Origin of the sequence: Rhodococcus wratislaviensis, assembly GCF_041228765.1 — a bacterium.
Lineage (GTDB): Bacteria > Actinomycetota > Actinomycetes > Mycobacteriales > Mycobacteriaceae > Rhodococcus_F > Rhodococcus_F wratislaviensis.
Genome location: NZ_CP150488.1, coordinates 7,483,109 through 7,495,107, shown reverse-complemented (window position 1 = coordinate 7,495,107; position 11,999 = coordinate 7,483,109). Strand labels below are relative to the sequence as shown.

Sequence of the window (11,999 nt, the reverse complement as noted above, 5' to 3'; positions counted from 1 at the left end):
AAAGGGTGCGACTACAGCGCCCGCACGGTAAGTCGCTGGGCGGAGGGGAGCGGCGCCTGCGTCACCCAGCCTCGTGGCGACGCGGCACGCGCGATCGCGCGACGGACACGCTCCGCCACCAGCTCCGGCGACTCGAGGTCGTCCCAGGTCCACCGCACCACCTGGAAACCGAGGTCGCGCAGCGCATCCTCGCGTTGCTTCTCGGCGAAGACCGCGTCGCCGGGGGATTGCCCGGGTTTCAGCAGCCGTCCGTACTTGACGCGTCCGTCGAACTCCCCGAGCACGATGCCGTCGAAGTGGAAGTCGACGCGTCCGATTCGGCGCCCGCCGGGTTCGAACACCTCGCCTTGCTGGAGCGGGACGGGGAGCCCGGCACTCGCCAACTTCACCCGGCTTCGCGATTCACCGACACTTTCGCTGTGCCCGCTCACGAAACGGACGACCCTCCGCGCCGCATCGACGCCGTGACGACGCGCAGCGCGGGCGAGTTCGGCGTCCAGGTCCTCTCGGCTGATGCCGAACCTCCGGACGGCCGCGTCACCCACCACGACGGCCTGCTCGAACGGCAGTGTTCTCGCGAGGTCGATCACGGTCCGCGCCGGGAGGGTCAGCGAATGCCCGTCCACTACTGCCACGTGCTCTCCGATGGGCGCGCAGTGAACCGTGACCCGCCGCTTGATCCGGCCACCCCCGCGTCGGTTTCTGGTGACGTGTACGCGGTCGAGGGGCGTCTTCCACAGTGGCAGCCCGTACACGACGGCCGCGGATTGGTGACTCAGCACCGCGTCGTCCGACACGGCGTGAATTGTCGAGTCGATGAGGAAGCGATGACGTTCCTCCTCGCCGAGCGCCGTGTACGTCGACGCGGAGAGGTATGCGCCGCGGCTGATGCGCTGCCATTCGCCGCGCGTGTACATACGCCGGATCTCGTCGTCGCTGTAGCCGCGGTCCAACGCCTCCTGACGCCGCAGCATCGCCCCCGGGTCATATTCCATGGGAACGATTCTCGCCGGGATGGCGTCGAGAAAAGGGTCCGAGCGACCCGGCTGTGGATGGACCGGGGCTTGTGGACAACTCCCGCACTCTTTCTCGGCTCGCGCACTGCCTGTGGGGGCCGAAAAAGGGGTGCGTCGACTGAGAAGGAGTGCCAGAGGTCAGAGGGCCGGACACGAAAAAGCCCGGCGGCCGGGAAGAATCCCAGCCGCCGGGCCGTGTGAAACCGATCAGAACGCTGCTTCGTCGAGCTCCATGATGTCGTTGTCGATGTTGGCGACGATGCTGCGGGTGGCGGTCAGCTCCGGCAGCACGTTCTTCGCGAAGAAGGACGCGATGGCGACCTTGCCCTCGTAGAACGCCTTGTCCTTGTCGGAGGCACCCTCGTCGAGGGCCTTGATCGCGATCTCGGACTGGCGGAGGAGCTGCCAGCCGATGAGCAGGTCGCCGACGGACATCAGGAAGCGGACGGAACCGAGGCCGACCTTGTACAGCTCGGACGGCTGCTCCTGCGCACCCATGAGGTACCCGGTGAGGGTGGCGGCCATGGTCTGGACGTCCTCGAGTGCGGTGGCGAGCAGGGCGCGCTCGGCCTTGAGGCGACCGTTGCCTGCCTCGCTGTCGATGAACTTCTTGACCTCGCCTGCGACGTGGGCGAGTGCCACACCGCGGTCGCGGGCGATCTTGCGGAAGAAGAAGTCCTGCGCCTGGATGGCGGTGGTGCCCTCGTACAGCGAGTCGATCTTGGCGTCGCGGATGTACTGCTCGATCGGGTAGTCCTGCAGGAAGCCGGAGCCACCGAAGGTCTGCAGGCTGTCCGTCAGATACTGGTACGCCCGCTCGGAGCCGACACCCTTGACGATGGGGAGCAGCAGGTCGTTGACGCGGAACGCGAGGTCCTTGTCGGCGCCGGACACCAGCTTGGCGGTCGCCTCGTCCTGGTGCGCCGCGGTGTACAGGTACACGGCGCGCAGGCCCTCCGCGTACGCCTTCTGCATGGCGAGGGCGCGACGGACGTCGGGGTGGTGGGTGATGGTGACGCGCGGGGCGGCCTTGTCCGTCATCTGCGTGAGGTCTGCGCCCTGGACGCGTTCCTTCGCGTAGTCGAGGGCGTTGAGGTAGCCGGTGGACAGGGTGGCGATGGCCTTGGTGCCGACCATCATCCGGGCGTGTTCGATGACGTCGAACATCTGCGCGATGCCGTTGTGGACCTCACCGACTAGCCAGCCCTGGGCGGGAATGCCGTGGCCGCCGAAGGTGACCTCACACGTGGCGGAGACCTTCAGGCCCATCTTGTGCTCGACGTTGGTGACGAAGACGCCGTTGCGCTCGCCCAGTTCGTTGGTCTCGAAGTTGAAGTGCGTCTTCGGGACGAAGAACAGCGACAGTCCCTTGGTGCCGGGGCCTGCGCCCTCGGGGCGGGCAAGGACCAGGTGGAAGATGTTCTCGAACAGGTCGTCGGAGTCGGCGGACGTGATGAACCGCTTGACGCCCTCGATGTGCCAGGAGCCGTCGTCCTGCTTGATGGCCTTGGTACGGCCTGCGCCGACGTCGGAGCCGGCGTCGGGTTCGGTGAGGACCATGGTGGCACCCCAACCGCGCTCGACGCAGGTGGCGGCCCACTTCTTCTGCTCTTCGGTGCCGTTGTGGAACAGCACGTCCGCGAACGCGGGTCCGGCCTGGTACATGTGTGCGGCCGGCTGGGCGCCGAGGATCAGCTCACCGATGGCCCACACGACGGAGCGGGGGACGGGAACGCCGCCGATCTCCTCGGAGAGTCCCATGCGGTACCACTCGGCGTCCCACAGCGCGCGGAACGACTTCTTGAAGGATTCCGGCAGGGTGACGGTGTGGTTCTCGGGGTCGAAGACCGGAGGGTTGCGGTCGGCGTCGGCGAAGGACTCGCCCAGCGGTCCCTCGGCGAGACGGGCAACTTCGCTGAGCATGTTGCGGACGGTGTCGGCGTCGAGATCGCCCCACACACCTTCACTCAGCGGCTGCTCGAGACCGAGTACCTCGAAGAGGTTGAACTCCAGGTCGCGGACGTTGCTCTTGTAATGGCCCATGTCTTCTGTCTCTCCCAGTGAGATGGTGCGGTCTATCCGTTAGTACCGCCCAAGTTATTACTCGTCGGTAACATCAGCGATATTACGCCCCATTTACCTGACTGCCAAGACTCGAGCGGTGCGCGACGGCGAGCGCGTCGATCGCCGTTCCGGCGTCCGTCTCGCGGAAGCGCCGTTCGGCGACGTCGACGGCAACCCGCCCGTCGAACGAATTCACCAAATCGTCTGGTGTGTACAGGATTTCAGGGTCCTGAGGACCCCCGACTCCCTGCGACAAGTTAACGGTGTCATGCCCCAAAATCATGAGGATTCCGTCAGGTTTCAGCGCAGATATGGCGCGGTTCACAACCTGCAGACGCTCCTCGGGGGCGAGATGGAGGTAGATCATGAGCACCAGGTCGTACTCGCCGCCGAGGTCCGAATCGGTGACGTCGGCGACGCGGTAGTCGAGCCGTTCCCGGACCGAGCGGGGTGCTTCGGCGGCCACCCGGCGGGCCTTGTCGAGGGCCACGGCCGAGTAGTCGAGCCCCGTCACCTCCCAGCCGCGGGTGGCGAGCCAGTGCGCGTTGCGGCCCTCCCCGCACGCGAGATCGAGTGCGCGACCGCGGGGGAGCGAGGTGACCCGCTCGACCACGACGGCGTTAGGTGGCGCGCCCCACACCAGTTCGCTCTGTGAATACCGTTCGTCCCAGGCAGCTGCATCCATGCCCCGACGCTAGTACGCGGGCTACGGAGTGAGCGTGGTCCGCATGAGGAGCACGTTGTAGTTGTTGTGCACCGTCGTGAGGAAGTAGAGATCGCGCCCGGACGACCACGGGTGGATGTAGGCGCCGTACGCGGTGGGCAGCTCCCGGGTGTCGACGAGCACCTCCGGTGGGCCCCACGGTCCGGTGACCGACGGTGAGCGTCGCATGACCACGGAGTTGTACTGGTCGGTGGTCAGCATGAGGTATTGGCCGAGGTACTCGTTGTACGCGACGGACAATTCGCCGACCCCGCCCGGCATGATCGGCTTGGCGACGTCGGGATTGCCCTTGATCCACTTGGCGCCGTCGAAGTACTCGTACGCGCCGAGATCCATGATCTGGGGTTCCGGGACCCGCGCGATGTGGACGAGTCCACCGCGGCCGGCGGGCGTGCCGTATTGGTAGACGAAGCCGTCGGCCTTCACGAACGCACTCATCTGGAAGTTGGCGTTGCCGCCGACGTTCGGGCGCTGCGTCTCGGGCGCGACGGTCCAGTTCTCGCCGTTGTCCTGGGAGTAGACGAGACCGGAGTAGTTGGTGTCCCACGTTCCTGCCGGTCCCCAGTTCTTCACCGACATCATGCTGAGGACCTGGGTGTTGCCGACGGCGACGCCGGCGGTGGGGATACGGCTGATCTCGACGAAAGGGATCTTCGGGCTCGGGACGAGCTCCTTGGACTGGCCGAAGATGTCGCGGGGTGAGCTGTCGAAGTTCATCCCGTCCGCGAGGATGCCGTCCGAGCTGCGGAACAGTGTGCTGCTGCGCCAGGCCCACAGGCTGCCCGACAGCAGGTTGGGCAGTCCGAGCCCGGCAGAGTCGCCGAACGCCGTGAGGACCTGGCCCTGGCCGTTGTCCCACATGATCCCGAGGTCGGTGCCGAGGACGTTGGCGTCCTGGGTGCGGTTCGGGCTGAGCATGCCGGTCTGCTGTGCGACCGCCTGGGTGCGTCCGGTGAGGTGTGGAATCCCGTTGGTGCCGTTGAGTCCGGGGATCGGATTGATGGCGTTGGGATTCGCGGCGGCCGGGCCGGCGAATGCGATCAACGTCACGGCCGCGCCGACGAGCGACGCTGCTGCAAGAGCTCTGGTTCGCTTCACGAAGGACACTCCATCTCTAGCAGCAGGCGGCACTGCGTGGCCCGAAGAGACCACTCCCCCTACCGGTGATCAACTGCTGGAAATCGCCAGAAGTCTAACAAGTCTGTTCTTACGAAAGTGTCGGTTTGACCGCCGTGTTCGTTTCATCGGCGGCCCTGCCGAACCGATATTACCGACGAGTAACAGGAACCGGTGCTACCCGCTGAGCGGTCGCCGACGTAACGTGTGCTGGCGACAAGTCCACACTGCGCGTAACCACGCGGGACCTGATGAGGAGATCGATCGATGGGAAAGCAGATTGCCACCGTGGCTGGAGGTCGGCAGTCCGCCCTTCTCGGGCTCGGCGTGTACCGGCCCGAACGGGTCGTCACCAACGACGAGATCTGTGAACTGATCGACTCGAACGACGAGTGGATCCAGTCGCGCTCGGGAATCCGCAACCGGCGGTTCGCGGCGGAGGACGAGAACGTCGTCACGATGTCCATCGCCGCCGGGCGCAAGGCGATCGAAGCGAGCGGGATCGATCCCGAGCAGATCGGCTGCGTCATCGTCGCCACGTCGACGTACCTCCTGCTGACGCCGCCCGCCGCGGCTGTGGTGGCCGACGCCCTGGGCACCAACGGGCCCGGAGCCTTCGATCTCGGCGGTGGATGCGCGGGCTTCTGCACCGCGCTGACGGTGGCGTCGGATCTGGTTCGCGGAGGATCCGTCGACTACGCCCTCGTCGTGGGTGTCGAGAAGATGAGCATCACCACCGACCCGACCGACCGCTCGACGCGGTTCATCTTCGGTGACGGCGCCGGCGCCGTGGTCGTGGGCAAGAGCGACGTCGCGGGCATCGGGCCGGTGGAGTGGGGTTCGGACGGCGCCCAGGCCGACGCCATCGTGCAAGATCTGGATTGGTACGAATACATCACGACGCCGGGTGCCACGCGCCCGTACATCAAGATGGCCGGTACCGCGGTGTTCCGCTGGGCCGCCTTCGAGATGGGCAAGGTGGCACTGCGGGCGATCGAGAAGGCCGGCATGTCGGTCGACGATCTCGACGCGTTCGTCCCGCACCAGGCCAACTCGCGGATCACCGAGGTGATCGCCCGCAGCATGAAACTCCCCGAGAACGTGCCCGTGTCCGACGACATCGCCGAGAGCGGCAACACGTCGGCGGCGTCCGTGCCGCTCGCCATGGAGGAGATGCTGCAGTCCGGCGCCACCAAGCCCGGCGACACCGCCCTGCTGCTCGCCTTCGGCGCCGGGCTGTCCTACGCGGCCCAGGTCGTGACGATGCCGGTACTCGCGAAGGACTGACCCGGCCCCGTCGGGGACAGGAAAGCAGGGGTCGATGAGCGTCACCCGGCAGTCGGTCGCCGTCGCCGTGCTGATGTCCTGCGCCGTCGCCCTCGCTGGCTGCGGCGGCGGGAGCACCGTCGGCGGAAGCACCTCGACGGTGTCCGGCTCTGCGGTGGAACTGAACTCGGGCGGTGACTGCGCGGGCCGCGACGTCATCGTCAACAGGGACGGTGCCGGGGTCGTCCTCGACGGCGAGTGCGGCACCGTCACCATCGAGGCCAACGGTGTCTCGGCGACCATCGCCACGTCGAACGCGGTCATCGTGCGCGGTCAGGACACCAACGTCGTCGGCGGGCAGACCGGAACGCTCACCCTCTCGGGTCGCAGCAACAGTTCCACTATCGACGTCGTCGAGTCGATCGACGTGCAGGGCAACGCCGTCACCGTGCTCGGAAAGCAGGCGGAGCGGATCTCGATCAGCGGAAGCGGGAATTCCGTGAACGTGGACGACTCCGGCGCGATGACGGTGAGTGGCAACGACAACGTCGTGCGCGCCGTGTCCCTCGACTCCCTCGAACTCGCCGGGTCCAACAACTCCGTCGACTGGGATTCCGGTGCGACGGCCCCGGCCGTCGACACGGGCTCCGAGAACCGGCTCACCCCTCCGGGCGCGTGATCACCGGGCTCCGCAGCCGGTGAGCACCGCGGCCATCGCATCGCGCTCGGGCGGGGTCACCCAGAGGCGGTACGCCACTTTCACTTCCACCTGACGCGCCACGTAAGTGCAGCGGTACGCCGCCAGCGGGGGCAGCCACGTCGACGCGTCGGCATCGCTCTTGCGCTGATTGGTGGGTCCGTCCACGGCCTGCAGGTTGCGGGGATCGTTCGCGAGGTCGGCCCGCGTCTGCGCGTCGAGGAGCTGAGCCCCCTTCTGCCACGCGTCCGACAGCGCCACCACGTGATCGATCTGCACGGCGTCCGACGTCTTCGTGCCCCGGGTGAACGCAATGATGGTGCCCGTGTAGAGATCCCGCAACGTGCCCGACTGCACCACGCAGTTGCGGGTACGGTCGCGTGAGGTGATGTCGACGAGGTCGCGTCGCAGGATGTCGTTGCGGGTGTCGCAGCCGTTGCGTCCGAGTTCGACCGACACGTTGTCGGTCCAGCTGGCGCCGAACAGTTCCCGGTCGTACCCCGTCTTGGGTGCCCGGCCCTTCACCTCGAGGGTGGACAGTTGGGTGAACGCCGTCTGTATCTGTTGTGCGTCAGTGACTTCCGAGGGCGCGGCCGGTCCGGTTCCGGCGGCGAGGGTGTCGTCGGGGTCCGGGGAGAGCATCGTGACGAGCACGACGACGAGCAGCCCGGCGAGGATCCAGGGCCACTTGGTGCGGATTGTCGTGATGATGGACCCGGTGTTCGGTACCGCAGAGCGGGGCATGAATCTCTCCTGAAATCAACGCTGTTCGTCATTTCTATCAGGAGTGGCCCCGCGGGCCGGGATCGGTCCGGGTTTACGTGATGGTGCCCTGCAGTAGGGGAATCAGCAACTCGTCGTCGGTGAGTGCGCCGTGCTGCCCGGGGAGCGCGGACAACCTCGACTCCGCCTTGCGCCGGACCACCGCGACGCCACCTTGTGCGATGGCGACGACGTCTCCGATGCGGCCCTGCACCTCGGATCGCACGGCAGGGCCGAACAGTCCTGCGGTGACGGCCTCGTCTCGCGTGCCGATCCACATGCGGTGTCCCAGTTCGTTCCTCCACCGGGCGGCGACGTCGTGCCCGGCTCCGGCTCGGGTGTGGACGTGCCTGCACCGGGGTTCGCCGGCGAGCGCCACCACGTCGTCCGACAGGGCAGGAGTGGCGTCGAAGTCGATCTTGTCGGCATCGTCCACGGTGACCATGCCGTGGTCGGCGGTGACGTACAGCGTGGTGTCGGGTTGTGCCGCCGCGAGTCCCGCGGCGAGCCTCTCGACGAGCCGGTCGACGAGGGCGACCTGATGTAGCCAGGATTCGGATCCCGGTCCGTAAACGTGCCCGAGCGTGTCGATTTCGCTGAGGTAGCAGTAGGTGAGGGTCCGTTCGCCTGAACGGGCCGCGGTGACGACGTGCGCGATCAGGTCACCGTACGCGTGTATTCCTGCGAACGTGCCGCCGCGGAGGACGGCGCGGGTGAGCCCGGACCCGTCGAACTTTGCGGGCACCACGGTCGTGCACGTGATACCGGCTGCCGCGGCGCGTTCGAACACGGTCGGTGCGGGCTGGACGACCTCGGGCACCAGCCGGGTGAGTTCGTCGCCCTTGTGGCCCGCGCGCCACGACAACCAGTTGAGCGTGCCGCGAACCTCACGAACGTATGACTGGTAGCCGGTGATTCCGTGACCGCCGGACGGCAACCCCGTGCCGAACGACGCGATGCTGGTGGCGGTCGTGGTCGGGAAGCCCGCCCGGATCGGCCGTCCGGTCAGGCTGTCGAGAAACGGGGCGTGTTCGCGGTGGCGCCGCAGCAGCGTCCAGCCGAGTCCGTCTATCAAGAACACCACGGTGTGCCTGCTGTCCGGCAGGTGCAGCCGGTTGGGTTCGCCGGCAACACCCAGTGAGGCGAGGACTGACGGCATGAGGGTGGACAGCGTGGGCTGCGAATACACGTCGAGCGGGGGTGCCGAAACGGTCATGACTCCCACTATGGTGGATCGGCTCGGCCTGCACTACGCGGAATCGGCCGAGACTGCGCTCGGGGTACCGGCTCAGCCGACTCGGTGGTACAGGTCCACGGGCTGGCCGTCGGAAGGGAACGGCAGCGAGGTGTAGTTGAGCGGGGCGACGTAGCCGGGGCTCACCTGCCAGTCGAATCGTTGCAGCAGGTGGTGCATGACCGCCTTGATCTCGGCGCCCGCGAAGTGCATTCCCAGGCATTTGTGCACGCCGCCGCCGAACGGCTCCCACGCGAACCGGTGGACCTTGTCCTCACGGCGTTCGGGTGAAAACCGCTCGGGGTCGAACCGCTCCGGATCGGGCCAGTACTCGGGCATGTGATGGGTGAAGTGCACGACCACCGACATGTACGTGCCCCGGGGGATGTAATGGCCGAGCACCTCGGTGTCCTCGACCGCGCGGCGAGCGACCACCGGGACCGGCGGAACGAGACGCAGGCATTCCTTCATGACGAGGTCGAGGTCGGTCAGTTCGTCGAGTTGACCGTACGTCGGGGTGGACGTGCCCAGCGCCGCCGACTGCCGCCTGCAGCGCTCCCGCCAGTCGGGGTGCTGACCGAGATACTGCATCATCGTCGACAGCGTGATGGTGGACGTGTCGTGGGCGGCCATCAGCAGGAAGATCATGTGATTGACGACGTCGTCGTCGCTGAAGCGTTGCCCCTCTTCGGATTCGATGTGGCACAGTGCGGAGAACAGGTCGTCGCCGGCGCCCGCTCGTCGCGCGGGCAGGTAGCGGCGGAAGAACTCCTCGAGTCGTGTGCGCCCGTCGATGCCGCGCTTCCATCGCGTTCCGGGCAGGGGGTACCGCACCACCGACGTGGCGGCCTGCACGCAGTCGATGAAGGCCTTGTTGATCTCTGCCATCTCCTGGGGCGTCGACCCCTCGGCGCCGCCCATGAAGATGCTCGTGGCGAGATCGAGTGTCAGCTCCTTCAGCGCGGGGTACGCGGCGAAGCCCGGGGTGGGCTGCCAGGCGTCGAGCCCCTTGTCGATCGCGGGATGGAGTGCCTCGGTATAGCGCGACAGCCGGTCCCGGGTGAAGGCCTGCTGCATGATTCGCCGGTGGGCGAGGTGTTCGTCGCCGTCGAGGAGCATCAGCCCACGGTGGAAGAACGGCCCGATCAGCACGCTCCATCCGTCGCTGTTGACGAAGGCTCGGTCCTTGTTCTGCAGCACCGTCTGGCAGCCGTCCGGTCCGAGTACGGTGACCCACCGCTTGCCTGCCATGCTCAGCCACGACACGGGGCCGTAGCGCTCCCAGCGGCTCTGCAGCAGTCCCATCGGGTCGCGGAAGTATTCCAGCGAGTGTCCGATGACGGGGAACCCGGCATTGCCCGAGATGGGGTGCAGTGCGCTTTCGGGTGGGGGAGCAGCGAGAACTTTGGGCATCGGCCCTCCTCGTCGGCATATGTGACAGGACCCTCTGTCAGATGTGTGTAGTGTGCGTCACACTTGCGGGTCTGTCAACATCGAGTCATGAGTCAACCGGCGCGCCAGTACCGCGGTCGAAGTTCTGAGGAACGCGCCGCGGACCGTCGCGCGCGACTGCTCGAGGCGGGACTGCAGGTGTTCGGCACCGTCGGCGGCGAGAAAGCGACGATGACCGCGATCTGCGCCGAGGCGAAACTTACGGAACGCTATTTCTACGAGAGCTTCAGCAGCCGGGACGACCTGCTGGTTCAGGTGATCGAGGGCATCGCCGCGGAGATCGGGGAGGCCGCGCGGGTCACTCTCCAGACGGTGACCGGTGACCCCGAAGTGCGGGCGCGGGCGGCGATCGCGACTTTCGTCGACATCCTGACGGCGGACCCGAGGAAGGGGCGGGTGTCGATCATCGAATCGGCGGGCGCCGAACCGCTGCGGACGCGACGACGTGAGTTGTTGCGGGCGTTCGCCCTGCTGGTCGCGGAGGAATCGAAGGAACTCTACGGCGACCGGGCGTGGTCGTCGCCGCAGGACGAGATCACCGCGCTGCTGTTCGTGGGTGGGCTCGCGGAACTCATGACGGCGTGGCTGAACGGCGAGATCGAGGTGTCTCCCGAGCAGATCGTCGACGCCGCGACCTACCAGTTCACGTCCACCGCGCACCGCTGAGCGGGTCCCGGGCGGAAACGTGACGGGTGTCACGTGCGAAGCTGTGGGCATGGTGGATATCGCACGCCCGCAGTTGGAGGGCACGGTCGCGGTAGGCGAGGGGCGTCGGCTCGGCTTCGCGGAGTTCGGTTCGGCACAGGGCAGGGCGGTGTTCTGGCTGCACGGCACGCCCGGAGCGCGGCGTCAGGTGCCGATGGAGGCGCGCGCGTTCGCCGAACGCGAGCACGTCCGGCTGATCGGGATCGACCGGCCGGGAGTCGGCTCGTCGACGCCGCACCGCTACGGCGCCGTGATCGACTTCGCCGAAGATCTGCGCACCGTCGCCGACACGCTGGGCGTCGATCAGATGGCCGTGGTCGGCCTGTCCGGCGGCGGCCCCTACACGCTGGCCGCGGCGTACGCGATGCCCGACCGCGTGGTCGCGACCGGCATCCTCGGGGGTGTCGCGCCGACGAAGGGTCCCGACGCGATCCGCAGCGGGCTGATGGATCTCGCCGTCCTGGCGGCTCCGGTGCTGTCGGCGGGCGGTGTCCCCGTCGGGTTGGCGGCGAGTTCCGTGATCAGGCTGGCGAGGCCGTTCGCGTCGCCGATCATCGACCTGTACGGGCGGCTGTCTCCGGAGGGCGACCGCCGTCTGCTCGCGCGCCCGGAGTTCAAGGCGATGTTCCTCGACGATCTGCTCAACGGCGGTCGCAAGCAGCTCAGTGCACCGTTCGCCGATCTCGTCCTGTTCGCGCGGGACTGGGGATTCCGGGTGAACGCGGTGAAGACCCCGGTGCGCTGGTGGCACGGCGACTGCGACCACATCATTCCGCTCCGGCACGGGCAGCACATGGTGTCGCTTCTTCCCGACGCCGAGTTCCACACGATGCACGGGGAAAGCCATCTCGGGGGACTGGGCATGTCGGAGGAGATTCTCCGTTCACTCCTCGACATCTGGGACGCCAAGGAGGCGCAGGCGCCGTTCGGTCCGGTGTGACGGTGGCGTGATCTGCGCGCCAC

Annotated in this window: 11 protein-coding genes; 4 read left to right on the top strand and 7 right to left on the bottom strand. The window is 67.2% G+C overall.

Going from position 1 to position 11,999, the window contains the following annotated elements; all coding sequences use genetic code 11:
- Positions 1-11: 11 nt before the first annotated feature.
- From WKC72_RS34500 to WKC72_RS34485, 4 genes are all read right to left on the bottom strand, one after another.
- A complete protein-coding gene (locus tag WKC72_RS34500; protein ID WP_037233030.1) occupies positions 12-995 on the bottom strand; it encodes a hypothetical protein in 984 nt (327 codons plus the stop codon).
- A 228-nt stretch (positions 996-1,223) separates the two neighbouring features.
- The gene (locus WKC72_RS34495; RefSeq protein WP_005243698.1) at positions 1,224-3,059 is read right to left on the bottom strand and encodes an acyl-CoA dehydrogenase; all 1,836 of its coding nucleotides are present in this window, start codon (positions 3,057-3,059) and stop codon (positions 1,224-1,226) included.
- 82 nt (positions 3,060-3,141) lie between these two features.
- On the bottom strand, positions 3,142-3,765 hold the full coding sequence (locus WKC72_RS34490; protein WP_370181034.1) for a class I SAM-dependent methyltransferase: 624 nt from the start codon (positions 3,763-3,765) through the stop codon (positions 3,142-3,144).
- A 21-nt stretch (positions 3,766-3,786) separates the two neighbouring features.
- Complete coding sequence (locus WKC72_RS34485; protein ID WP_037233036.1) at positions 3,787-4,902, bottom strand: DUF4185 domain-containing protein; 1,116 nt, start codon at positions 4,900-4,902, stop codon at positions 3,787-3,789.
- A gap of 285 nt (positions 4,903-5,187) precedes the next feature.
- On the opposite strand from WKC72_RS34485, the gene WKC72_RS34480 reads away from it, so the two are divergent.
- Both WKC72_RS34480 and WKC72_RS34475 read left to right on the top strand, forming a co-directional pair.
- Positions 5,188-6,207, top strand: coding sequence for a beta-ketoacyl-ACP synthase III (locus WKC72_RS34480; RefSeq protein ID WP_037233040.1), 1,020 nt, complete (start codon positions 5,188-5,190; stop codon positions 6,205-6,207).
- A gap of 34 nt (positions 6,208-6,241) precedes the next feature.
- Complete coding sequence (locus WKC72_RS34475; protein WP_037233043.1) at positions 6,242-6,865, top strand: DUF3060 domain-containing protein; 624 nt, start codon at positions 6,242-6,244, stop codon at positions 6,863-6,865.
- Here the strand turns inward: WKC72_RS34475 and WKC72_RS34470 are convergent, their stop codons facing one another.
- From WKC72_RS34470 to WKC72_RS34460, 3 genes are all read right to left on the bottom strand, one after another.
- Positions 6,866-7,627: an HNH endonuclease family protein gene (locus tag WKC72_RS34470; protein WP_037233046.1), complete on the bottom strand. Its 762-nt coding sequence runs from the start codon at positions 7,625-7,627 to the stop codon at positions 6,866-6,868.
- Between the two features lie 73 nt (positions 7,628-7,700).
- Entirely contained in the window at positions 7,701-8,861 is a 1,161-nt protein-coding gene (locus WKC72_RS34465; RefSeq protein ID WP_037233049.1) for an alkaline phosphatase family protein, read from the bottom strand.
- A 72-nt stretch (positions 8,862-8,933) separates the two neighbouring features.
- Positions 8,934-10,292: a cytochrome P450 gene (locus WKC72_RS34460; RefSeq protein WP_370181033.1), complete on the bottom strand. Its 1,359-nt coding sequence runs from the start codon at positions 10,290-10,292 to the stop codon at positions 8,934-8,936.
- Positions 10,293-10,379: 87 nt separating this feature from the next.
- Here WKC72_RS34460 and WKC72_RS34455 point away from each other — a divergent pair, with 87 nt between their 5' ends.
- Together WKC72_RS34455 and WKC72_RS34450 are read left to right on the top strand one after the other, a co-directional pair.
- Entirely contained in the window at positions 10,380-10,997 is a 618-nt protein-coding gene (locus WKC72_RS34455) for a TetR/AcrR family transcriptional regulator (RefSeq protein ID WP_112301007.1), read from the top strand.
- Positions 10,998-11,046: 49 nt separating this feature from the next.
- Positions 11,047-11,976 (top strand): alpha/beta fold hydrolase, encoded by a 930-nt coding sequence (locus tag WKC72_RS34450; RefSeq protein ID WP_011597417.1) that lies wholly within the window; start codon positions 11,047-11,049, stop codon positions 11,974-11,976.
- The last annotated feature ends 23 nt before the right edge of the window (positions 11,977-11,999 follow it).